The organism is Rhodanobacter aciditrophus (assembly GCF_050026795.1).
Lineage (GTDB): Bacteria > Pseudomonadota > Gammaproteobacteria > Xanthomonadales > Rhodanobacteraceae > Rhodanobacter_A.
Genome location: NZ_JALBWP010000012.1, coordinates 426,612 through 448,324, shown reverse-complemented (window position 1 = coordinate 448,324; position 21,713 = coordinate 426,612). Strand labels below are relative to the sequence as shown.

The 21,713-nt window shown below is 68.5% G+C and carries 19 protein-coding genes; 10 read left to right on the top strand and 9 right to left on the bottom strand.

What is annotated here, in order from left to right; translation table 11 throughout:
- Positions 1-70: 70 nt before the first annotated feature.
- The 5 genes from ACQGNW_RS15070 to ACQGNW_RS15050 all read right to left on the bottom strand — a co-directional run bounded on the left by ACQGNW_RS15070 (position 71) and on the right by ACQGNW_RS15050 (position 5,204).
- On the bottom strand, positions 71-1,345 hold the full coding sequence (locus ACQGNW_RS15070) for an RNA polymerase sigma factor (RefSeq protein ID WP_426664044.1): 1,275 nt from the start codon (positions 1,343-1,345) through the stop codon (positions 71-73).
- 85 nt (positions 1,346-1,430) lie between these two features.
- A complete protein-coding gene (locus ACQGNW_RS15065) occupies positions 1,431-1,991 on the bottom strand; it encodes a dihydrofolate reductase family protein (RefSeq protein WP_426664043.1) in 561 nt (186 codons plus the stop codon).
- A 49-nt stretch (positions 1,992-2,040) separates the two neighbouring features.
- On the bottom strand, positions 2,041-2,457 hold the full coding sequence (locus ACQGNW_RS15060) for a VOC family protein (RefSeq protein WP_426664042.1): 417 nt from the start codon (positions 2,455-2,457) through the stop codon (positions 2,041-2,043).
- Positions 2,458-2,482: 25 nt separating this feature from the next.
- The gene (locus ACQGNW_RS15055; protein WP_426664040.1) at positions 2,483-2,902 is read right to left on the bottom strand and encodes a YciI family protein; all 420 of its coding nucleotides are present in this window, start codon (positions 2,900-2,902) and stop codon (positions 2,483-2,485) included.
- A 115-nt stretch (positions 2,903-3,017) separates the two neighbouring features.
- A complete protein-coding gene (locus ACQGNW_RS15050; protein ID WP_426664039.1) occupies positions 3,018-5,204 on the bottom strand; it encodes a TonB-dependent receptor family protein in 2,187 nt (728 codons plus the stop codon).
- A gap of 148 nt (positions 5,205-5,352) precedes the next feature.
- On the opposite strand from ACQGNW_RS15050, the gene ACQGNW_RS15045 reads away from it, so the two are divergent.
- The 3 genes from ACQGNW_RS15045 to ACQGNW_RS15035 all read left to right on the top strand — a co-directional run bounded on the left by ACQGNW_RS15045 (position 5,353) and on the right by ACQGNW_RS15035 (position 10,872).
- On the top strand, positions 5,353-6,159 hold the full coding sequence (locus ACQGNW_RS15045; RefSeq protein ID WP_426664038.1) for a class I SAM-dependent methyltransferase: 807 nt from the start codon (positions 5,353-5,355) through the stop codon (positions 6,157-6,159).
- Positions 6,156-7,640 carry an outer membrane protein assembly factor BamB family protein gene (locus ACQGNW_RS15040; RefSeq protein ID WP_426664037.1) on the top strand — a complete coding sequence of 495 codons (1,485 nt, stop codon included), beginning with the start codon at positions 6,156-6,158 and terminating at the stop codon, positions 7,638-7,640. The genes ACQGNW_RS15045 and ACQGNW_RS15040 overlap by 4 nt, the downstream gene beginning before the upstream one ends.
- A gap of 106 nt (positions 7,641-7,746) precedes the next feature.
- Complete coding sequence (locus ACQGNW_RS15035; RefSeq protein ID WP_426664035.1) at positions 7,747-10,872, top strand: WD40/YVTN/BNR-like repeat-containing protein; 3,126 nt, start codon at positions 7,747-7,749, stop codon at positions 10,870-10,872.
- A gap of 114 nt (positions 10,873-10,986) precedes the next feature.
- Here ACQGNW_RS15035 and smpB read toward each other — a convergent pair whose 3' ends face one another.
- A complete protein-coding gene (smpB, locus tag ACQGNW_RS15030; protein WP_426664034.1) occupies positions 10,987-11,481 on the bottom strand; it encodes an SsrA-binding protein SmpB in 495 nt (164 codons plus the stop codon).
- A 273-nt stretch (positions 11,482-11,754) separates the two neighbouring features.
- Here smpB and ACQGNW_RS15025 point away from each other — a divergent pair, with 273 nt between their 5' ends.
- Positions 11,755-12,186, top strand: a complete 432-nt coding sequence (locus tag ACQGNW_RS15025; RefSeq protein WP_426664033.1) for a type II toxin-antitoxin system RatA family toxin — start codon at positions 11,755-11,757, stop codon at positions 12,184-12,186.
- Entirely contained in the window at positions 12,179-12,463 is a 285-nt protein-coding gene (locus ACQGNW_RS15020) for an RnfH family protein (RefSeq protein WP_426664032.1), read from the top strand. Before ACQGNW_RS15025 ends, ACQGNW_RS15020 begins: the two co-directional genes overlap by 8 nt.
- Positions 12,464-12,469: 6 nt before the next feature.
- On the opposite strand, the gene ACQGNW_RS15015 is transcribed toward ACQGNW_RS15020, so the two are convergent.
- Complete coding sequence (locus ACQGNW_RS15015; RefSeq protein WP_426664031.1) at positions 12,470-12,961, bottom strand: outer membrane protein assembly factor BamE; 492 nt, start codon at positions 12,959-12,961, stop codon at positions 12,470-12,472.
- 80 nt (positions 12,962-13,041) lie between these two features.
- Here ACQGNW_RS15015 and fur point away from each other — a divergent pair, with 80 nt between their 5' ends.
- Complete coding sequence (gene fur / locus ACQGNW_RS15010) at positions 13,042-13,464, top strand: ferric iron uptake transcriptional regulator (protein WP_426664030.1); 423 nt, start codon at positions 13,042-13,044, stop codon at positions 13,462-13,464.
- A gap of 374 nt (positions 13,465-13,838) precedes the next feature.
- Here the strand turns inward: fur and ACQGNW_RS15005 are convergent, their stop codons facing one another.
- Positions 13,839-15,440 (bottom strand): MASE1 domain-containing sensor histidine kinase, encoded by a 1,602-nt coding sequence (locus tag ACQGNW_RS15005; RefSeq protein WP_426664029.1) that lies wholly within the window; start codon positions 15,438-15,440, stop codon positions 13,839-13,841.
- A 68-nt stretch (positions 15,441-15,508) separates the two neighbouring features.
- Here ACQGNW_RS15005 and ACQGNW_RS15000 point away from each other — a divergent pair, with 68 nt between their 5' ends.
- Positions 15,509-16,144 (top strand): response regulator transcription factor, encoded by a 636-nt coding sequence (locus ACQGNW_RS15000; protein ID WP_426664028.1) that lies wholly within the window; start codon positions 15,509-15,511, stop codon positions 16,142-16,144.
- Here the strand turns inward: ACQGNW_RS15000 and recN are convergent.
- Entirely contained in the window at positions 16,141-17,811 is a 1,671-nt protein-coding gene (gene recN / locus ACQGNW_RS14995; protein WP_426664027.1) for a DNA repair protein RecN, read from the bottom strand. The two genes, ACQGNW_RS15000 and recN, sit on opposite strands and share 4 nt — an antisense overlap.
- A 147-nt stretch (positions 17,812-17,958) precedes the next feature.
- On the opposite strand from recN, the gene hrcA reads away from it, so the two are divergent.
- The 3 genes from hrcA to dnaK all read left to right on the top strand — a co-directional run bounded on the left by hrcA (position 17,959) and on the right by dnaK (position 21,680).
- Positions 17,959-19,020, top strand: a complete 1,062-nt coding sequence (gene hrcA, locus ACQGNW_RS14990; RefSeq protein WP_426664026.1) for a heat-inducible transcriptional repressor HrcA — start codon at positions 17,959-17,961, stop codon at positions 19,018-19,020.
- An 83-nt stretch (positions 19,021-19,103) separates the two neighbouring features.
- A complete protein-coding gene (gene grpE, locus ACQGNW_RS14985) occupies positions 19,104-19,637 on the top strand; it encodes a nucleotide exchange factor GrpE (protein ID WP_426664025.1) in 534 nt (177 codons plus the stop codon).
- Positions 19,638-19,760: 123 nt separating this feature from the next.
- The gene (gene dnaK / locus ACQGNW_RS14980; protein ID WP_426664024.1) at positions 19,761-21,680 is read left to right on the top strand and encodes a molecular chaperone DnaK; all 1,920 of its coding nucleotides are present in this window, start codon (positions 19,761-19,763) and stop codon (positions 21,678-21,680) included.
- Positions 21,681-21,713 lie beyond the last annotated feature (33 nt).

Below are 21,713 nucleotides of genomic sequence, written 5' to 3'. Positions count from 1 at the left end.
GCAGGTGCCAGGAGGCATGGGGAGTGGCGTGAAATCTTGCGCCGTGCGCTGGCGTTCCCTGCGGCCGGTTTCAGCCGGGTGCGTGCTGCGCGCAGGCAGCGGCGCGCGTCTGCATCAGCTCGCGTTCGCGCGCGTTGCGGGTGAGCGTGGCGGCGCGCTCGAACTCCGCGCGGGCCTCGCCATGGCGCGCGAGCTTCTCCAGCAGGTCGCCGCGCACGGCGGGCAGCAGGTGGTAGTTCGCCAGGGCCGGTTCGTCGCGCAGTGCGTCGACGAGGGCGAGGCCGGCGGCCGGTCCGCTGGCCATCGCCACCGCCACGGCGCGGTTGAGCTCCACCACCGGCGAAGGCGCGATGGTGGCGAGCGTGGCGTACAGCGTGGCGATGCGGTCCCAGTCGGTCTGCTCCGCGGTGTTCGCGCGGGCATGGCAGGCGGCGATCGCGGCCTGCAGGGTGTAGGGCTCCGCGTCGCCGCCCAGCTGGCGTGCGCGATCCAGCGCGGCGAGGCCGCGCTGGATCAGCAGCCGGTCCCAGCGTGCGCGGTTCTGCTCCAGCAGGCGGATCGGTTCGCCGTCCGGGCCGCTGCGCGCATGCGTGCGCGAAGCCTGCAGTTCCATCAGCGCGAGCAGGCCGAACACCGGTGCCTGCCGCGGCATCAGCCCGGCCAGGATGCGGCCCAGCCGCAACGCTTCCTCGCACAGCGCAGGGCGCATCCAGTCGTCGCCGGCGGTGGCGGTGTAGCCTTCGTTGAAGATCAGGTAGATCACGCCGAGCACGGCATCCAGCCGTTCCGCCAGCTCGTCGCCGCGCGGCACCTCGAACGGCACCTGCTTCTCGGCCAGCGTGCGCTTGGCGCGCACGATGCGCTGGGCGATGGTCGGCTCCGGTTGCAGGAAGGCGCGCGCGATCTCCGCGGTGCTGAGGCCGCCCAGCAGGCGCAGCGTGAGCGCCACTCGCGACTCGGCGGGCAGCGCCGGGTGGCAGGCGGTGAAGATCAGCCGCAGCAGATCGTCGCCGATGTCGTCGTCAAGCATGGCGTCGAAGCGGGGCATGGCATCGGCTTGCTCGGCCTCCAGCTCGCGGGCGATCTCCTCGTGCTTGCGCTCCATCAGCTGGTGGCGGCGCAGGCGGTCGATCGCGCGGTGTTTCGCCGTGGTCATCAGCCAGGCGCCGGGGTTGTCCGGCACGCCGGTTTGCGGCCACTGTTCCAGCGCGGTTACCAGCGCGTCCTGCGCCAGTTCCTCGGCCAGGCCCACGTCGCGCAGCATGCGCGCGAGCCCGGCGATGATCCGCGCCGATTCGATCCGCCAGATGGCCTCGATGCTGCGATGGGTGTCGGTCGCCGTCATGGCGACCGATCAGACCATCATCGTTCCGTGGCGGCAAGTGGAGCGGCCAGGGGTGGGTGTTCACGGGCGTTGTCGCGTCGTCGGCTTAGCCGGTCTTCAGGGACCCGGTGGCCCTGTAGGTGCTGAGGACGATGCCGGACGGCAGGGCTTTCGTGCTGGCGAGCTCGAATGAGCGTGGCGGCGTGCCCCGTGCAAAGAAGCGCTTTCCCGTGCCCAGCAAGACCGGGTAGACGATCAGCACGACTTCATCCGCAAGCTCGTGTTCCAGCAGCACCGACGTCAGCGTGGAACTGCCCCAGAGAACCAGGTCCCGGCCGTCCTGCGATTTGATGCGGCGGACGCCCGCGACGACGTCCGGCCCAAGGCTTTCGAACGGACCCCACGCCAGGCTTTCCGGCCGGTGGGTGGCGACATGCTTGGTTGCCGCGTTGAGGCTGTCCGCCATCGGACTGCTCGGCGCCGTCGGCCAGAAACCCGACCACAGGTCGTAGGTCCGACGGCCGAGCAGCAGATCGAAGCGTCCGCCGTGTGCGGCGAGGAGTTCATCGCGGCCGGCGGGTGTGCGATAGGCTGCGGTCCAGTCGGCGTAGGGGAAGCCGTCTTCGTCGGAGGCCTGGATCACGCCGTCCAGCGAGATGTGTTCCATGATCCTGAGCTTTCTCATCGGGTCCTCCGTGTACCTGGGAATGGCGGCGTCATTGCGGGTGCGGGCAGTTGATCATCCACGGCACGCCGTAGCGGTCCACCAGTGCGCCGAAACGCGCTGCCCAGAACGTCTCGCCGATCGGCATCTGCACCGTGCCGCCCTCGGCCAGCGCGCCGAAGATGCGTTCGGCTTCGGCCGGCGAATCCAGCTGGATCGACACCGAACAGCCCTTGATCGGTTCGTAGGGGCACTGCGGCGCCATCGCGTCCGAGGCCATCAACACCTGGTCGCCGACTTCCAGACGCACGTGCATCATCTTGTCGCGCAGTTCCGGGGGCGAGGGCATTTCCGGCGGCGCGTCGCTGTAGCGTGCGCGCATGGTGACCTTGCCGTCGAAGCAACGGGCGTAGAAATCGAAGGCGGCCTCGGCGTTGCCGTCGTAGGTGAGATAGGCGACGAATTGCATGGCGGTTCTCCTCGCTGGGTGGGGTTTACTGGCGGCTGCCGATCTGTTCACGAAGGCTTGCTTCCTGCGCGCGCAAGGCGTCGGTGAACTTGTCGCCGAAGTCTTCGGCCTCGAACACCGGGCGAATCTCCACCTCGGTGCCGTTGTCGAACGGAGCCCGCTTCAGCCATTCGATGGCTTCGGCCATCGATTTCACCTGCCACAGCCAGAAGCCGGCGATCAGCTCCTTGGTTTCGGCGAATGGGCCGTCGATCACGCTGCGCTGGGTGCCCTCGAAACGTACGCGTGCACCGCGCGAACTGGGATGCAGGCCCTCACCGGCCAGCATCACGCCGGCCTTCACCAGCTCCTCGTTGAATTTGCCCATCGCGGCGAGCCGCTCGGTACTCGGCATCACGCCGGCCTCGGTTTCCCTGGTCGCTTTGACGATCACTATGCAGCGCATCGGTTTGCCTCCTGTGGGCGGATGATTCCGCTTTCACGGGTACGACGAACGACGCCGTGCCGGATCGACACGACGCGCGAAGATTCTTCCGATGCCCGGAAACGGGAGGCGCGAATCAGAGCTTGAGCTGCACGCCGGTGTACCAGGAGCGCCCGTAGGCCGGCTCCAGGCCGGTCTGCCACACGCGGTCGTAGTAGCGGCGGTCGGCGAGGTTGCTGATGCCGGCCAGCAGCTTCACGTGGCGGTTGAGCTGCCAGTCGCCGGCGAGGTCGAGCACGGTGCAGGCGGGGATGCGCGCCGGCAGGTAGCTGGCGCCGCTGCCCAGCGGCTGGTCAGAGTCCTGCCAGTACTGCGCCGCCGACGAGACCGCGGTGAGGCTGAGCTTCACGCGCTGCTCCACGCGCCAGGAGAGGCCGGCCTTGGCGAGGTAGCGTGGCGCGTAGGCCGGCACCTTGCCTACCTGGCCGGGAATCGTGCTGGCGGTGAACTTCGCGTCGAGCAGGCTCACGCTGGCAAACGCCTCCAGGTGCTCGCCGCGCGCGGCCCGCGCGGTGGGCGCGAGGAAGTCGTAGCTGAGCTGGCCTTCGAATCCGCGGCTGCGCGTGTCGCCGGTGTTCACCTCGATCACGTCGGTGGCGTTGATGTGCCGTGCCTCGATGCGGTTCCGGAAGTCGATCCAGAACAGGCTGGCGTCGTAGTACAGGCCGGTGGCGGGCACGCCGTGCACGCCGGCTTCCCACGACAGCGATTTCGACGGATCGGGCGCGTGGCCGGGCACGACGTTGGCGAACGGCGAGGCCATGTCGAAATAGCGCAGCGGTCGCCAGCCCTGCGAGACATTGAGATAGGTCTCGTTGCCGTGGCCGAAGTCGTTGCCGATGCCGAGGCCGAACAGCGGCACGGTGCGCGCGTCGGCCTCGTGGATCAGCGGCCGCCTGAGGAAGGGCGGGCGCACCGTCTCGTCCACCGCCACGCGTTCGCGCTCCAGCCGCACCGAGGGCACGACGTGGATCTCGTGCGGCAGGCGGAACACGTTCTCGGCGAACACCGCGTAGTAATCGGAGCTGCGCGCCTGGCGCAGGCGCGGCGTGCCGCTGCGGTCGTGGCGGTCGACGTAGAGGTCGGGACTGCTCCACTGGCGGAACGGGTCGCTACCGTGGAACAGCACCGTGCCCGCAGTGAACGCGTTGCCGTGACCCCAGGCCTTGCGCACGCGCAGGTCCAGTCCTTGGGTACGGAACTGTTCGTCCTGCAACGTGGTGCTGGCGGGTGGCGGCAGCGGTGCCAGTGCGCCGCTCGCCGCGCGGCTGGCGAGGTCCTGGTACGCGAACCACAGCTTGCCGGTGAGCCGCCAGCCGTCGCCGAACTCGCGGGTGTGGCCCAGCACCAGCTGGTCGCGGTCCACCCAGTCGCGGTTCCACGGCGTGGGCGTGGCGCGCGGATCGGCCTGCCATTGCGGATAGCCGAGGCGGCCTGCGTCGCCGGAGTCGGCGGCGGTCGCATGCAGGTCCAGCCACCAGAGATTCCTGTCGCTGGGGCGGTATTCCAGGTAGAAGTCAGCCTGGCGCATCTGCGACTGCGCGTTCGGCCGCGTGCCGTCGCTGCGCACGTAGGCGGCATCGAAGCGGAAGGTCCACGCGCCGCCGCTGCCCTCGAGCGTGTTGTAGGTGGAGTACAGGCCGTGGTTGCCCACCACCTGCCCGGTGCTGGCCGAGAACGGAGTGCCAGGCTTGGGCCGCTTCGTGACCAGGTTGATCACGGGGGCGGGTTCCGGCCCGTACAGCAGGCTGGAGCCGCCGCGGATCAGCTGCACCTCGGAGAGGCTCTGCGCCAGCGGCATCACGTACAGCGTGGGGAAGCCGATCCAGTCGCTCTCCAGCGGAATGCCGTCCTGCATCACCAGCACGTATTCCGATTCCTGCGGATTGCCGAGGCCGCGGTAGCCGAGGTTGAACTGGGTGGGCGTGGGCTGCTGCGAGACCAGCACGCCGGGCGAGCGCGCCAGCAGCTGCTCCAGGTTGTTGCCGATCACGGTGGGCTGCAGGTCGAGGTGGGTGACCGTGGTCTTCTTCGTCACGGTGATCTTCGTGCCGGCCACTTCCGCCATCTGGTGCCTGAGCTTGGCCGCCACGTAGCGGCGCCAGTCGTAGCCGTGCACGTCGACGCGCGGCAGGTTGGTGACGGACTGCGGCGTGGGTGTGGCGTGGTCCGGTGTCGTGTCGGCCTGTCGCGCGGCAGCCGCGAAAGCGGGCAGTGCGAGGGCGCAGGCAAGGGCGAAGGGCAGGGCGGCGCGACGCGGCATCGAGGATTTGCCGTGGGGGGAGAGCGCAGCGTTATCGCGCATTCCAGGCCGTATCGCCATAGGCCAGACGCTGGGCCATGACGTGCTCTCGACGCGAAGCTGCGTGTGCGGGAGTACGCTGGGCGCTCCGCATCGGGAGGGTTGCGTCATGTCGCGTCGAATCCGCAAGCTGCTGATCGTGCTGGCCTCGGTGCTGTTGCCCGGCATTGCGGTTGCCTCGCCTGCTCCCACGTCGTCGGCGAGCACGGCTGCCCTGCAGAAGGCCGTGGACGGCAGCTGGCGATCCACCGCGAACAAGGCGCGCGACCGCTACCGCCATCCGCTCGAGACACTGCAGTTCTTCGGCATCCGGCCGGACATGACCGTCGTGGAACTGGCACCGGGCGGCGGCTGGTACACCGAGATCCTCGCACCGTTCCTGCGTGAGCACGGCCATCTGGTCGAGGCGCCGTCGCCGTCGCCCGCGTTCATGGCGCGGATGCAGGCCGATCCGGCGGTGTTCGGCCACTTTGCACAGGTGTTGCCGTTCAAGCCGCCAGCGCAGGTCGCGCTCGGGACGCCGGGGTCGGCCGACATGGTGCTCACCTTCCGCAATACCCATGACTGGCTCAACCGCAGTCCCGATGCCCTGGCCGCGGTGTTCAAGGCGGCCTACGACGTGCTCAAGCCGGGTGGCGTGTTCGGCATCACCGAGCATCGTGCGAAGCCGTTCGCCGACGCACAGGAAAGCAGCAAGGCCTTGCATCGCCTGCCGGAGGATTACCTGATCACGTTGGGCCTCCACGCCGGCTTCCGCCTCGACGGCGCTTCGGAGGTCAACGCGAACCCGAAGGACCCCGAGGACGTGAACGTGCACCGCCTGCCACCCGATCTCGCCGGCCCGGTCAGCGAGCATGCGGCGATGCAGGCGGTCGGCGAATCGGACCGGATGACGCTGCGGTTCGTGAAGCCATGAAGAGACTTGCAGATGCTTTCGCGTTGGCGCGCCCATCCCGGGGATGCCGGATCGCCGTTGCCTTGCTGCTTGGCGTGGGCGTGACCGCGGCGGCTGCCCAGAGCCTGCCGCCGCAGGACTGGCCGATGTTCGGCGGCAACGTGGAAAGCACCAGCGCGAACTCGCAGCCCACCGGCATCACCGCGGCCAACGTCGCCGGACTCGTGCGGCGCCAGGTCAGGCTGGACGGCACCGTGGACGCCAGCCCCATTTACCTGCATGGCGTCGCCATCCGCGGGGCCCGCCACGACGCCATCTTCGTCACCACCACCTACGGCAAGACGCTGGCGCTGGACGCCCACAGCGGCGCCGTGCTGTGGGAGTACACGCCGCCTGACTACAAGGCGCTGGCGGGCACGCGGCAGATCACCAACTCCACTCCCGTGGCCGATCCCTCCCGGCAGTCGATCTATGCCGCATCGCCCGATGGCCATGTCCAGAAACTCGCCGTCGGCGACGGCCACGTCGTCTGGCGCACCGCCATCACCCGGCTGCCGTCGCGCGAGAAGATGGATTCGCCGCTGAAATTCTTCCGGGGCCGCGTGATTGCCGTCACGGCGGGCTACATCGGCGATCGGCCGCCCTACCAGGGCCACGTCGTCGCGCTCGACGGTGGCTCGGGCAAGCTGCTCGCGGTGTGGAACTCGCTGTGCAGTCAACGCTCCGGCCTGCTGCAGCCGGCTTCGTGTCCGCACAGCGACTCGGCCATCTGGGGGCGCGCCGGTGCGGTGATCGATCCACGCAGCGGCGACATCTTCGTCGCCACCGGCAATGCCGACTGGAACGGCACGACCGACTGGGGCGACGCGGTAATCGAGCTCGGTGCCGGCGTCACGAAGATGCGGGGCAACTACGCCCCGGCCAACACCGACGAATTGAACGACCAGGATCTCGACCTGGGATCGACTTCGCCCGTGCTGCTCGGCAGCGACCTGATCGCCCAGGGCGGCAAGGACGGCAAGATCCGCCTGCTCAGCCGCAAGGCCATGGCCGGCACGACTCCCCACAAGGGCCACGAGCTGCAGATCGTCAGCACGCCCAGCGGCACCGACCTGTTCACCCAGCCAGCGGTATGGCAGCACGGTGGCCAGACTTGGATGTTCGCCGCCGACAACGGAGGCACGGCGGCCTGGGAACTGGAAAACGGCCGGCTGCGGGAAAAGTGGAAGAACGGCACCGGCGGCACCAGTCCGTTCGAGGCGGATGACCTGTTGTTCGTCTACGCCCGTGAGGGTGGCCTGAACGTCTACGAGGCTGCTTCGGGCAAGCGTGTCGCCACGCTGCCCTGCGGTCCGGGACACTGGAACAGCCCCATTGTCCTGCAGGGCGAGATAATCCTTCCCGAAGGCAATGCCAACGGGCACGCCACCAGCGGCGTGCTGGATATCTGGAGCCTGCCTGAGGGGACGTCGGGGCGCGCTGGTTCTTCGACAGCGCCGTGACGAGCTCCCCATGACGGATCCTCCATGACTTCTGGCCCTTGAGCCTCGCGCAGCATCACGCCCACAGTTTTCTTTTGGCCTTGCCCATCCCCAGGGGAAATCGATCATGCGTCTGCCGCGCCGCCTTGCTGTGCTTGTCCTTGGAGCCGCGGTCACCTGGGCCGCGCAGGCCACGGTGGCGCCTTCGTCGTACCAGGCGCTGCAGTGGCGGATGATCGGACCGTTCCGTGGCGGCCGGGTGCTGGCGGTGTCCGGCATCCCAGGCGATGCGCGGCATTTCTATTTCGGCGCGGTGGACGGCGGCGTGTGGGCCACGCAGGATGCGGGACGCACCTGGCAGCCTATCTTCGACAGCGAGCCGGTGGGCTCGATCGGCGCGCTGGCCGTGGCACCTTCGAACCCCAAGGTCATCTACGTGGGCAGCGGCGAAGCCGACATGCGCTCGGACATCGCCCATGGCAACGGCATGTACAAGAGCGTGGACGGAGGAAGCCACTGGACGCACATCGGGCTGGCGGACAGTTACCAGGTCGGCAGGATCCTGGTTGATCCGCGCAATCCGGACGTGGTGTACGTGGCCGCCCTCGGCCATGCCTACGGGCCGAACGCCGAACGCGGCGTGTTCCGCAGCCGCGACGGCGGCAAGACCTGGACCAAGGCGCTGTTCAAGAACGACGACACCGGCGCGATCGACCTCGCGTTCAAGCCCGGCGATCCGGACACGATCTATGCCGCGCTGTGGCAGACCCGCCGGCCGCCGTGGAGCGTGTATCCGCCCTCGAACGGTCCGGGCAGCGGCCTGTACGTGTCGCACGATGGCGGCGCGCACTGGAGCCAGGTGCAGGGGAACGGCTTTCCCGCACATCCGGGCCGCATCGGCCTGGCGACCTCGGCGGCGCGGCCGGATCGCGTCTACGCGCTGGTGGACGCCGGTGACGGTGAAGGTGGCCTCTACCGTTCCGACGACGCGGGCGCGCACTGGAAGCACGTCACCGGCGACCAGCGCCTGTGGCAGCGTGGCTGGTACTTCGGCGGCATCACGGCGGACCCGAAGGACGCCGACCGCGTCTACGTGATGAACACCATCGTGCTGCGCTCGGACGATGGTGGCGCGCACTTCATCGCGCTGAAGGGCGACCCCACCGGCGACGACTTCCACGCACTGTGGATCGACCCCACCGATTCCGACCGGCAGATCCTCGGCGTGGACCAGGGCACCCTGGTCACACTCAACGGCGGCAAGACCTGGAGCAGCTGGTACAACCAGCCCACCGCGCAGATCTACCACGTCAGCACCGACAACCGCTTCCCGTACTGGGTGTACGGCGCACAGCAGGATTCCGGTGCGGTGGCGCTGCCCAGCCGCAGCGGCAGCGGCGACGGCATCACCATGGAACAGTTCCACGAGATCACCCCCGGCGGCGAGAGCGGCATGATCGCACCCGACCCGGACGATCCGCACATCGTCTACGGCGGCGCCGTGGAAAAGCTGGACACGCGCACCGAGCAGGTGCGCAGCGTCGATCCCACGCTGGCCTATCCGCTGGCGCACTACCGCGGCGCATGGACGCTGCCGCTGAGCTTCTCCAAGCGCGGCACGCGGACGCTGTACTTCGCCAACCAGCGCCTGTTCCGCACCACCGACGGCGGCGACCACTGGGCGCCGATCAGCCCCGACCTCACCCGTGAGGATGCCGGCACCCCGTCCAACCTCGATGCGCCCACCGCGGCCGACGACAGCCACGTGAGCAAGCGTCGCGGCGTGATCTACAGCATCGCACCCTCGCCGCTGGACGCGAAGACGTTGTGGGTGGGCACCGATGACGGCCTGGTCTGGCGCAGCACCGACGACGGCGCGCACTGGCAGCCGATCACGCCGAAGGCGCTCACGCCGTGGTCCAAGGTGGCCGGCATCGAGCCCTCGCACTTCGATCCGGGCGTGGCCTACCTTGCGGTCGACCGCCACCGCCTCGACGACGACACGCCCTATATCTACCGCACCGCCGACGGCGGCAAGAGCTGGGCGCGCATCGACAGCGGCATTCCCCGCGACAGCTTCGTCAACGTGGTGCGCGAGGACCCGCAGCGGCGCGGCCTGCTCTACGCCGGCACCGAGCGCGGCATGTACGTCTCGTTCGACGACGGCGCGCATTGGCAGCCGCTGCAGCAGAACCTGCCGATGACCTCGGTGCGCGACATCGACGTGCACGGCGACGACCTGGTGATCGCCACCCACGGCCGCGGCTTCTGGATCATGGATGACGTCACCGCGCTGCGGCAGCTGGTCGACGTACACGCGGAGACGGCCACCCTGTTCAAGCCCGCGGTGGCACTGCGCGTGCGGCCGGCCGGCTTCACCGGCACGCCGTTTCCCAAGGACGAGCCGATGGCGGCGAACCCGCCCGACGGCGCGGTCATTGATTACCTGCTCCCCGCCGGCGTACACGGTCCGGTGACGCTCACCGTGCGTGATGCGCAAGGCCAGCTGGTACGCAGCTACAGCAGCGCCGAGAAGTCCGCCGCGCCCGACCCGGCCAAGCTGGCGATCGCACCGGAATGGGTACCGATGCCGATGCGGCTGTCCACCGCGCCGGGCATGCACCGCTTCGTGTGGAACCTGCGCTATCCGCGGCCCGGCGCCGACAAGGCTCGTCAGCCGCAGAAGGACGGCGTGTGGGCGCCGCCGGGACAGTACAGCGTGGAGCTCGACGTCGACGGCCACCGCCTGCGCCAGCCGCTGAGCGTGCAGCCTGACCCGCGCGTGCACCTGCCGGCCGCCGCCTACCAACGCCAGTTCGTGCTGGCCCGCCAGGTGGAAGATGCCGCCGTGCAGGCGGCGGAGGCCACCCAGGCAGCCACGGCCCGCTTGAAGTCGCTGGAGGCGCGCGAGGCGCATGCCGATGCGGCCACCCGTGCGCGCATCGAATCCGTGGCCGGCAAGATTGCCGATGTGTCCGGTGTGGTGGCCCATCCCGATCCGCGCAATTCGATGGGCACACCGCCGAAGCGCGTCGACAGCCTGCGCGCGCTGTCGATGAACCTGATGAAGCTGGAGCAGGCGGTGGATGGCGCGGACGCCGATCCCGGCGCGGATGCGCGGGCGTCCTATGCGCTGCTGTCGAAGACGCTGGGCGCCACGCTGGCCGAATGGCATGCCTTGCAGACGAGCGAACTGGCGGCGTTGGACGCCGGCCTGCAGAAGGTGGGGCAGAAGCCCGTCGACACCCATTGAGCAGCCGCGCCGGCGAGGCATATGCCTCGCCGGCGCGGTCGAGACGCGAATGGGCGCGTCGCCCAGCGGGAACGTCAGCTCCCGGAAGCGGGCCGCTGCGCTCTCGGGCCGGGGCTACGCTTGGCGGTTGTGCGAGCGCATCGTGCGCTGCTTCTCGATCTGCCAGTCTCGCTGTTTCTCGGTATCGCGCTTGTCGTGCTCCTGCTTGCCGCGCGCCAGGCCGATTTCCACCTTGACCTTGCCGTTCTTCCAGTACATCGCGGTGGGTACCAGGGTGTAGCCCTTGCGCTCCACCGCGCCGATCAACTGGTCGATCTCCTTGCGGTGCAGCAGCAGCTTGCGCGTGCGCCGGTCCTCGGCGATCACGTGGGTGGAAGCGCTGATCAGCGGCGGGATCGAGGCGCCGACCAGGAAGATCTCGCCCTTGATCACGATCGCATAGCCGTCGCCGAAGTTGATCCGGCCCGCGCGCAGCGCCTTCAGCTCCCAGCCCTGCAGCGCGATGCCGGCCTCGTAACGCTGGTCGATGTGGTACTCGAAACGGGCGCGCTTGTTCAGCGCGATGGTGCCGGTGCCCTTGGTGGTGTCCTTGTCCTTGCTCTTGGCCATGTCCGCTAAACTGCCGGCACTGGGCGGCCGCATTGCCTGTCGCCCATCGGAGCGACGCCTTATTTGATAAGTATAAGAGTGCGCCCATGGATGGGCGCTCACTTGACCTTCGCATTCATGGACGAATGCATAAACCGCGCGTGCATCCACGGATGGATGCGCGTTTGATCCTCACATTCATGGACGAATGCAATGACTACCGAGCGCGTTCATGGATGGGCGCTCACCTGATCTTCGCATCCAGGGACGAATGCACAAGCCCAAGAGGATACCGTGATCGAGATTCGCCGCAGCGCACTGGTGCGACACTCGCCGGAACAGATGTTCGACCTGGTCGATGCGGTGGAAGCATACCCAAAGCGCTTCCCATGGTGCTCGTCGGTCACCGTGATCGAGCGTGCGGACAATCTGCTGGTGGCGCGACTCGACCTGCATTTCGCCGGCCTCCGGCACAGCTTCACCACGCGCAACACCGCCGAGCGCCCGCGGCGCATCGACATCCGCCTGGTCGACGGCCCGTTCCGCTCGCTGGATGGCCTGTGGAGCTTCACCGCGCTGGGTGAGGACGGCTGCAGGGTGGCGCTGGAGCTGGATTTCGATTACGCCGGGCGCATCGGCGGCAGTGTGCTCAAGCTCGGTTTCCAGAGCCTTGCGAACCGCATGGTGGACGACTTCTGTCGCGCCGCGGACCAAGTGTATGGCTGAGCCGGCGATCCAGGTGGAAGTGGTGCATGCCGGAACGGGGCGCCTGTGGCGTCGCTGCGTTTCGCTGCCGGTGGGCAGCACCGCGATGCAGGCGGTCGAGGCAGCGGGCTGGCTGCAGGAACTGCCGGCAAACCTGCCGAGGCCGCTGCAGCTGGGCATCCATTCGCGCCGTGTCGGCGAGGACCAGGTGCTGCGCGACGGCGACCGGGTGGAAATCTACCGGCCGCTCGCACTGGATCCGATGGCCGCGCGTCGGCGACGGGCCGGCGAGGCCTGAGTCTGGTCAGTGACTGCCGCCGCCGGCGGGATTGCCAGCGGGGGGATTGCCGGCGGCGCCGCCGGAATCCTTGTCGTCCTTGCCCTTGATGTCCTTGTCGCCCTTTGCCTCGTTGACCGGGTAGTCGACGTGGAACTTCTTGCTTTCCTTGAGCAGGTTCTTGTTGCTCTCGAGGAAGGGGCTGCCCTCGACACGCGCCAGCGTGTCGTTGTCGAAGTACAGGGTCATCGTGCTGACCTGCATCGGACCGCCGCGGTGCGAATAGGTGGAGGTGTAGTCCCACCGGCTCTGGTCGAACGGCGAGGTCACGGAGGGCGTGCCCAGCAGCAGCAGCACCTGGCGCTTGGTCAGGCCGGGCTTGAGCTGATCCACCGCCTTCTGGTCGATGGTCTTGTCGAGCAGGTTGCCCTGGCGCACATCCGGCGTGTAGACCAGATGGCAGCCGGAAACGGCAAGCGCCAGCACGGCGACAACCGGCAGGGAAATCAGCTTTTGCATGCGTGTCGCGTCCAGATCGTGAAGGTGTCGGATGATACACTACCGGTTCGGCATCGCCGCGCCGGGGTGAGGTGGCAACGATGGAACAGGAAACCAAGGAGCTGCGCCGGGTCGGACTCAAGGTGACCCATCCGCGCATGCGCATCCTGCAGATCTTCGACGAGGAGGAGGGCAACCACCTCACCGCCGAGGACGTCTACAAGAAGCTGCTCGCCCATCAGGAGGACATCGGCCTGGCGACGGTGTACCGCGTGCTGACCCAGTTCGAGGCGGCGGGCATCATCATCAAGCACAACTTCGAGGGCGGCCAGGCCGTCTACGAACTCGACCGCGGCCGGCACCACGACCACATGATCGATGTGGACAGCGGAAAGGTGATCGAGTTCGTCAGCGAGGAGATCGAGCGCCTGCAGCACGAGATCGCCGCCCGCCATGGCTACGTGATCGAGGATCACAGCCTGGTGCTGTACGTGCGCCCCAAGCATCGCGCGCGCAAGGCCTGACCCGGCACCCCGGGCGTCGCGCCAGTCGACGCAGGCTGATTCACGGGCGAAACAACGATCGCCGGAACGATGGCCGGGCTTCGCATCGGCAGTGGTGTTGCTGGCGGGACGAGCGGAATGGCGAGCACAAAAAAATCGCGAGGAAGGACTCCTGTCCACCTCGCGATTGCCTCGGTACCTGACTGGACGTCCGGCAGGGCGAATTGCTCGCTCGGGCCGTGCGCGTCCAAGGTAACGACCAGATGGCGTCCTGCCATCTCTCCGGAGTCACCGTCCCCACGAGGACTCCGGTACGCCATCTCACGATGGCGGCTCCCCCACATCGATGAATGGATCGTAACGAGGCTTTTACGGTCTGTGTATCGGAAAATTTCCTAGGTATTCCGACTTGTGACAGGCGATTCGATGTTGCTTCGCAGCAATACACGCAGGTGCACGCCGTGCGGCACCGGTCGCAGCCGGAACAACCCGCCCAGCGAGGTCACCCGATCGCGCATGCCCTGCAGCCCGCGCCCGCCGCGCGGCAGGCGCTCGGGTAGGCCGATACCGTTGTCGCGCAGGTCGAGCAGGGCCAGTGTCGTGCCATGCCGCTCGCCAATGCGCAGGCGCAGGCGGAACTCGCTGGCCCGGGCGTGCTTGACGGCGTTGGTGGCGCTTTCCTGCGCCAGCCGGTAGATCGTGGTGCGCGTGTCGTCGTCGAGCAGGCGCGGGTCGCCGCGCAGTTCCGTGTGGTAACTGATGCCCGCGGCGTTCAGCAGGTCGCGGATGGGGCCCTCGTCCAGCGCGCGCAGCAGGCCGAACTCATCCAGCACGGCAGGGCGCAGGTCGTCCAGCAGCCGATGCAGGGCCCGCCGCATGTGGGCGAGGATGCCGTTGATCGAGGCACCGATGTCCTCCAGCCCGGCTTGTCGCAGGCGTGCCTGCGCCAGTTTCACGTGGGTCTGGATCGCAGTGATGTTCTGGCCCAGTTCGTCATGCAGTTCGGCGGCAAGGTGCCGGCGCTGGTTTTCGTCGGCCTGCAGGTTGCCGCGGGCAGCGGCGCGCAGCTGCCGTGCCAACTGGTCCAGGCGCCGGTTGACCGCGGCGAGGTGGGTGTTCTGTTCCGCCACCCGCAGCTTGCTGCGCCGCAGTGCGTCGGTGGCGGAGCCGAGCATCAGGGTGCCCGTACCGGCCACGGCCAGGAACAGGTAGCCGGCCGCCGAGGGTTCGTGGGCAAGCCGCTGGTCCAACCAGGTCATGCCGAGGCCGGAGACGATCATGGCCAGGCCGGCGCCGCGCCAGCCGTGGCGGAAGGCGAAGAACAACACCGGTGCCAGCGACAGCGCGCGGGCGAACTGCGGCTGCGACGACGCCTGTTCGGACAGCAGCGCGAGGATGGCCATCGCCGGCAGCATCACCTGCAGGCCGTCCAGCAGCAGGCCGGCCATCGCGTGTCGATCCGGCGGGGCACGCAACAGCAATACCATCACCGGTACCACCAGCAGCACGCCGAGATAGCCACCCAGCAGCTCCTTGCCCAGCAGGTGGATCAGCGCATCCTCGGCCGTGGCGGTGTGGATCACCCTGAGCAGACCCACATCCACCGCGGAGGTGCAGAGCACTACAAGGATCGCGGCCAGCAGCAGGCGGGCGGTTTCCTGCGGGTTGTGCAGGTTCGCGCCTGCATGAGGGTTCAGCCGGCGCAGCAGCCACAGGCCAGCTGCGGTCACCAGCGGCTCGGGCAGTTCGCCCAGGAAGTAGCCGCTCCAGCCCATCGGCAGGCCCGCGCGGAGGTTCATGCCGGCGGAAGCGACCAGTTCCGCCCCGATCAGCCAGCCCCAGCTGCGCATGGGCAACAGCAGCAGCGCGCCGAAGCGCAGGCCGTAGGGCAGCATCCAGTACGACTGCGTGGTGGGCCACAGCAGCAGCCACAGCAACACGTAGAGCACGCCGAGCAAGGGGCCGGAGTGCAGCGGGCGGAACGGTGTCAGGCGCATCCGGGGATGGTACACGGGCGTCCGGCTGTGCTGGCGCACACCGGTCCTGCTCCGTATACAGTAGGCCCATGTACAGCATTGTCCTGGTCGACGACCACGCCATCGTGCGCGAAGGTTTCAAGCGGCTGATCGGGCTGGAGCCCGATCTCAAGGTGGTGGGCGAGTGCCGCAGCGCCGACGATGCGGTGGAGGCGGTGAGCCAGCATCGCCCCGACCTGGTGGCGCTGGATCTGTCCCTGCCCGACGGCAGCGGCTTGCCGCTGATCGAGCACTTGCGCAGCGTGGCGCCGGATACGCGCATCGTGGTGCTGAGCATGCACGACGGCGAACCTTACGTGTCCGAGGCGCTGCGCCGCGGCGCCAGCGGCTACGTCACCAAGGGCGTGGCGCCGGAGGAACTGGTGGCGGGGCTGCGCGCGGTGATGCATGGCGAGCAGTTCCTGAGTTCCGACCTGCGCCAGCGCCGCGCCGAGCAGCCGGAATCCGCGCTCGACCCGTTGCACCGCCTCACCGCCCGCGAGCACGAGGTGTTCCTGCTGCTGGCCTGCGGCAAGACGCCCAAGCAGGTGGCGGCTGAGCTCGGCATCGGCCAGAAGACGGTCTACATCCACCGGGCCAGCGTGATGGGCAAGCTCAACGCCGGCTCGGAACTGGAGTTGTACCGCATGGCCAGCGAGCGCGGTTTGTTGCCGGCCACCGGCTAGGCCTGGGCGCGTTCGAGCATCTGCTTCGCGTGGGCGCGGGTCTCGCGGGTGATCTCCACGCCGCCCAGCATGCGCGCCAGCTCGTCGCGGCGACCCTCGGCGTCCAGCGACTGGATCCGTGTGCGGGTGTGGCCATCGTCGCTGTGCTTGCTGACGTACAGATGCGCGTGGCCCTGCGCGGCGACCTGGGGCAGGTGGGTGACGCACAGCACCTGGCACCGGCCGCCCAGCGCACGCAGTTTCTGGCCCACCACCTCGGCGACCGCGCCGCCGATGCCGCTGTCGACCTCGTCGAACACCATGGTGCCGATGCTGTCCTTGCCCAGCGTGGCGACCTCGATGGCAAGGCTGATACGCGCCAGTTCGCCGCCGGAGGCGACCTTGCGCAGCGCACGCGGCGGCTGCCCGGGGTTGGCGCTGACCAGCAATTCACAGCGCTCGCGGCCTTGCGGGTCGGGTTCCTCGCCCTCGCTTGGTTCGAGCTCGACCTGCAGCACGCCACCGGCCATGCCGAGTTCGGCCATCAGCGCGCTGACTTCCTTGCCCAGCTTGTCCGCGGCCCTGCGGCGCGACTTGCCCAGCGCGGCGACGGCCTTGTCGTAGTCCGCCCGGGTGTGGCTGCGCTGGGCGGCAAGCCGTTCCAGCGCCTCGCCGGCGCCTTCCAGCTCGGCCAGCTCGTTGCGCAGCGAAGCGGCCTTGTCGTGCAGCTCGGCGATCGGCAGGCGGTGGCGGCGGCCCAGTTCGTGCAGGCGGGCGAGATGGGCGTCGACTTCGGCAAAACGCGCGGGATCGAGGTCGATGTCCTGCGCGTAGCGGCCCAGCGTGTCGGCAGCCTCGCCCAGCTGGATCGCTGCGTTGTCCAGCAGCTCCAGCGCGGGATGGAGGGAGTCGTCCAGCGTGGCCAGCTTGCCCAGTTCGGCGTGGGCGCGGCCCAGCGCGCGACGCAGCGCGAACTCGCTGTCGCCGTCGAGCAGCTCGACCACGCCGGCCGCGCCCTCGGCGAGTCGGCCGGCATTGGCAAGGCGCCGGTGGCTGGCTTCCAGCTCGGCCAGTTCGGCGGGCGACAGTGCCCACTGCTCCAGTTCTTCCAGTTCGTGACGCAGCAGTTCCAGCCGCTGCTCGCGATCCTCGCCGCCGCTCAGGCGACGGATGCGTGCGCCCAGCTCGCGCCATTGCACGGCCAGCTCGCGCACCTGCAGGGCCAACGCCTCGTGGCCCGCAAAGGCATCGAGCAGGGCCAGCTGGTGGCTGCGCGAAAGCAGGGCCTGGTGCTCGTGCTGGCCGTGGATCTCCACCAGCAGGCCGGCCAGTTCGGCGAGCTGGCCGGCGCTGGCCGGGCGGCCGTTGATCCAGGCCCGCGAGCTGCCCTCGGCGCGGATCACGCGGCGCAACTGGCAGGCTTCGCCGTCGTCCAGTTCCTCCTGTGCCAGCCAGGCGCGTGCTTCGGGCAGGGCGGCGAGGTCGAATTCGGCGGACAGTTCGGCGCGGTCGCTGCCTGTGCGCACCATCCCGCTGTCGGCGCGGGCGCCGGCGAGCAGCAACAGCGCGTCCACCAGCAGCGACTTGCCGGCGCCGGTTTCGCCGCTGACCACGGTGAGGCCGGCGCCAAAGTCGACTTCGGCTTGTTCGACGACGGCGAATTGGCGGACGTGGAGCGAAGTGAGCATGGCGGGCTGGCGGCAGTCCGGGGAAGGTCGGGCGATTGTAACGGCAGGCCTGCCGCTACAATGCCGGCCTGATCGATGCCCGCCGGCTTGCATGGCGGGCCGGCAGACCTTATCTCTTTGTCGTCTCATTCCTTGCTACGGCAGCGCATGTCCCGTCTCCACGGCCACGAACTCGATGCACGCACGCGGCGCCTCCTGCGCAGCCTGATTGCGCAGTACCTGGTCGATGGCGAACCGGTGGGCTCGCGCACGCTGTCGCGTTCGTCGGGGCTGGACGTGAGCCCGGCGACGATCCGCAACATCATGGCCGACCTGGAAGAGGCCGGTCTGGTCGCCTCGCCGCATACCTCGGCGGGGCGCATCCCCACGCCGCGTGGCCTGCGCCTGTTCGTGGACAGCCTGATCGAGCTGCAGCCGCTGCCGCGCGAGGAACTGGCGCGCCTGCAGCGCGAGCTGCCGCCGGGGCAGGCCACCACGCGCGATCTGCTCGGCAACGCTTCGACCCTGCTCTCGGCGATGACCCATTTCGCCGGCGTGGTGACCGTGCCGCGGCAGGCCGACTTCCCGCTGCGCCACATCGACTTCGTGCCGCTGCCCGACGCGCGGGTGCTGGTGATCCTGGTGTTCTCGGACAACCAGGTGCAGAACCGGGTGGTACAGCTGGCCAAACCGCTGGACGGGCGCGAGCTGGAGCAGGCGGCCAATTACATCAACGCGCATTGCGCGGGCCTGCGCGTGGACGATATCCGCGCCCACCTCCTGGCCGAGTTGCGCGCGGCGGGCAGCGAGCTGAACCGCCTGGTCGCCTCCGCCACCGAACTCGCCACCGCCTCGTTCGCGCCGCAGGCCGGCGGCGACGAGGTGCTGGTCAGCGGCCAGACCAACCTGATGGGTTATGCCGAACTGGCCGACCTGCAGCGCCTGCGCGAGCTGTTCGAAGCGTTCCAGCAGAAGAACGAGCTGCTGCAGCTGATGGAGTCGTGCGCGCGGGCGCCCGGCGTGCGGTTGTTCATCGGCGAGGAATCGGGTTTCGCCGCACTGGATGGTTGCAGCGTGGTGACCGCCAGCTACGGCGCGCAGGGGCGCATGCTGGGCGCGGTCGGCGTGATCGGCCCCACACGCATGGCCTACGAGCGGGTGATTCCGGTGGTGCAGGCCACCGCCGGCCTGCTCAGCGATGCCTTGAATCGCGTCGCGACGGCCTCATAACCGTCGCGGGGAGCGGGATAGCCCGCGGATACTGGACCGGTCGGCGCCGCACGCCGGCCATGGACGAGGTTTGGAGTCATTGCATGCAGAACAACGACCCGCAGGCGCCCCAGGCGGCGCCCGACGCTAATGCCGCCGACGCGGCTGCCCAGGCCGACCTGGCGGCGCTCAAGGCCCGCGTGGCCGAGCTGGAGACCAGCAACACGGAGTTGCGCGAGACCGTGCTGCGCGAGAAGGCCGAGATCGAGAACCAGCGCCGTCGCCTGCATCGCGACCTGGAGCAGGCCCGGCGTTTCGCCAACGAGAAGCTGCTGAACGAATTGCTGCCGGTGTTCGACGGGCTGGAAAGCGGACTGGCAGTGGAAACCGCCGACGTGGCGGCGATGCGCGAGGGTCTGGGCCTGACGCTGAAGTCCCTGCTCAAGGTGGGCGAGAACCACGGTCTGGCGCAGGTCGATCCGCTGGGCCAGCCGCTGGACCCGGAGCGCCACCACGCGGTCAGCATGGTCGAGGCGCCCGGCACCGTGGCCGGTACCGTGGTCAGCGTGCTGCAGAAGGGCTACGTGCTCAACGACCGCCTGTTGCGCCCGGCGCTGGTCGCCGTGGCGAAGGACTGAACCTCGCGGCGCTGAACGCGACGCATCCGGAGCCCCGTCGGCATTGATTCGCCGCACGCGGGCCCCATCTGGGAAACCATTGCGCGGTCGTGGGGCCGCATACGAGATTCGGGAGCTAAGCACATGGGCAAGATCATCGGCATCGACCTGGGTACGACCAATTCCTGCGTGTCCGTGATGGACGGCAGCACCGCCAAGGTCATCGAGAACGCGGAGGGCGATCGCACCACGCCGTCCATCGTGGCCTTCAGCAAGGACGGCGAAGTGCTGGTGGGCGCGCCGGCCAAGCGCCAGAGCGTGACCAATCCCAAGAACACGTTCTATGCGGTGAAGCGCCTGATCGGCCGCAAGTTCACCGACGCCGAGGTGCAGAAGGACCTGCACATCGTGCCCTACGGCATCGTCGCGCACGACAACGGCGACGCCTGGGTGCAGACCTCCGACGGCAAGAAGATGGCGCCGCAGGAGATCTCGGCCAAGGTGCTGATGAAGATGAAGAAGACCGCCGAGGACTACCTCGGCGAGCCGGTCACCGAGGCGGTGATCACGGTGCCTGCCTACTTCAACGACAGCCAGCGCCAGGCCACCAAGGACGCCGGCAAGATCGCGGGCCTGGAAGTCAAGCGCATCATCAACGAGCCGACCGCGGCAGCGCTGGCCTACGGCCTGGACAAGAAGGGCGGCGACCGCAAGATCGCGGTGTACGACCTGGGCGGCGGCACCTTCGACGTGTCGATCATCGAGATCGCGGAAGTCGACGGCGAGAAGCAGTTCGAGGTGCTGGCCACCAACGGCGACACCTTCCTCGGCGGCGAGGACTTCGACAAGCGCGTCATCGACTACCTGGTCGACGAGTTCAACAAGGACCAGGGCATCGACCTGCGCAAGGATCCGCTGGCCCTGCAGCGCCTGAAGGACGCCGCCGAGCGCGCCAAGATCGAGCTGTCCTCCAGCCACCAGACCGAGGTGAACCTGCCGTACGTGACGGCCGATGCCTCCGGTCCGAAGCACCTCAACATCAAGCTCACCCGCGCCAAGCTGGAAGCGCTGGTGGAAGACCTGGTCAAGCGCACCATCGATCCCTGCCGCACCGCGCTCAACGACGCCGGCCTGCGGGTGTCCGACATCGACGAGGTGATCCTGGTCGGTGGCCAGACCCGCATGCCGAAGGTGCAGGAGTCGGTGAAGGACTTCTTCGGCAAGGAACCGCGCAAGGACGTCAACCCGGACGAGGCCGTGGCCGTGGGCGCCGCGATCCAGGGCGGCGTGCTGGGCGGTTCGGTCAAGGACGTGCTGCTGCTCGACGTCACCCCGCTCTCGCTGGGTATCGAGACCATGGGCGGCGTGATGACCAAGCTGATCGAGAAGAACACCACGGTGCCGACCAAGGCCGCGCAGACGTTCTCCACCGCCGACGACAACCAGACCGCGGTGACCGTGCATGTGCTGCAGGGCGAGCGCGAGCGCGCCAACGCGAACAAGTCGCTGGGCAAGTTCGACCTCACCGGCATCGACCCCGCACCGCGCGGCATGCCGCAGATCGAGGTGACCTTCGACATTGACGCGAACGGCATCCTGCACGTGTCGGCCAAGGACAAGAAGACCGGCAAGGAGCAGAAGATCGAGATCAAGGCCGGCTCGGGACTCTCCGAGGAGGAGATCGCGCGCATGGTGGCCGACGCCGAGGCGAACAAGGAAGAGGACAGGAAGTTCCACGAGCTGGTGGGCACCCGCAACAAGGCCGACCAGCTGGTGCACGCCACGCGCAGCGCGCTGAAGGAGCACGGCGGCAAGGTTGGTGCGCAGATCGGCAGCATCGAGGAAGCGCTGTCGGAACTGGAGAAGGCCAAGGAGGGCGACGACAAGGCGCTGATCGAGTCGAAGATCGCCAAGCTGGAACAGGCTGCGCAGGCGCTGTACGCCGCGGCCCAGGGCCAGGGCGGTCCGGCCGACGCCGGCGCGCAGGCCGGGCCGCACGGTTCGGCCCAGCCCGACGACGTGGTGGATGCCGAGTTCACCGAAGTGAAGGACGACAAGAAGTAAGGCTGTCTTGACCCGGAACGGGCGCCGCGCGAG

Excerpts from the sequence above, each read along its gene's own strand:
- ACQGNW_RS15040 (WP_426664037.1), top strand. The coding sequence starts at position 6,156 with ATGAAGAGACTTGCAGATGCTTTCGCGTTGGCGCGCCCATCCCGGGGA.
- fur (WP_426664030.1), top strand. The coding sequence starts at position 13,042 with ATGGAACAGGAAACCAAGGAGCTGCGCCGGGTCGGACTCAAGGTGACC.
- ACQGNW_RS15020 (WP_426664032.1), top strand. The coding sequence starts at position 12,179 with ATGGCTGAGCCGGCGATCCAGGTGGAAGTGGTGCATGCCGGAACGGGG.
- ACQGNW_RS15015 (WP_426664031.1), bottom strand. The coding sequence starts at position 12,961 with ATGCAAAAGCTGATTTCCCTGCCGGTTGTCGCCGTGCTGGCGCTTGCC.
- hrcA (WP_426664026.1), top strand. The coding sequence starts at position 17,959 with ATGTCCCGTCTCCACGGCCACGAACTCGATGCACGCACGCGGCGCCTC.
- ACQGNW_RS15005 (WP_426664029.1), bottom strand. The coding sequence starts at position 15,440 with ATGCGCCTGACACCGTTCCGCCCGCTGCACTCCGGCCCCTTGCTCGGC.
- ACQGNW_RS15045 (WP_426664038.1), top strand. The coding sequence starts at position 5,353 with ATGTCGCGTCGAATCCGCAAGCTGCTGATCGTGCTGGCCTCGGTGCTG.
- dnaK (WP_426664024.1), top strand. The coding sequence starts at position 19,761 with ATGGGCAAGATCATCGGCATCGACCTGGGTACGACCAATTCCTGCGTG.
- ACQGNW_RS15055 (WP_426664040.1), bottom strand. The coding sequence starts at position 2,902 with ATGCGCTGCATAGTGATCGTCAAAGCGACCAGGGAAACCGAGGCCGGC.
- ACQGNW_RS15050 (WP_426664039.1), bottom strand. The coding sequence starts at position 5,204 with ATGCCGCGTCGCGCCGCCCTGCCCTTCGCCCTTGCCTGCGCCCTCGCA.
- grpE (WP_426664025.1), top strand. The coding sequence starts at position 19,104 with ATGCAGAACAACGACCCGCAGGCGCCCCAGGCGGCGCCCGACGCTAAT.
- ACQGNW_RS15000 (WP_426664028.1), top strand. The coding sequence starts at position 15,509 with ATGTACAGCATTGTCCTGGTCGACGACCACGCCATCGTGCGCGAAGGT.
- ACQGNW_RS15070 (WP_426664044.1), bottom strand. The coding sequence starts at position 1,345 with ATGACGGCGACCGACACCCATCGCAGCATCGAGGCCATCTGGCGGATC.
- ACQGNW_RS15065 (WP_426664043.1), bottom strand. The coding sequence starts at position 1,991 with ATGGAACACATCTCGCTGGACGGCGTGATCCAGGCCTCCGACGAAGAC.
- ACQGNW_RS15035 (WP_426664035.1), top strand. The coding sequence starts at position 7,747 with ATGCGTCTGCCGCGCCGCCTTGCTGTGCTTGTCCTTGGAGCCGCGGTC.
- recN (WP_426664027.1), bottom strand. The coding sequence starts at position 17,811 with ATGCTCACTTCGCTCCACGTCCGCCAATTCGCCGTCGTCGAACAAGCC.
- ACQGNW_RS15060 (WP_426664042.1), bottom strand. The coding sequence starts at position 2,457 with ATGCAATTCGTCGCCTATCTCACCTACGACGGCAACGCCGAGGCCGCC.
- smpB (WP_426664034.1), bottom strand. The coding sequence starts at position 11,481 with ATGGCCAAGAGCAAGGACAAGGACACCACCAAGGGCACCGGCACCATC.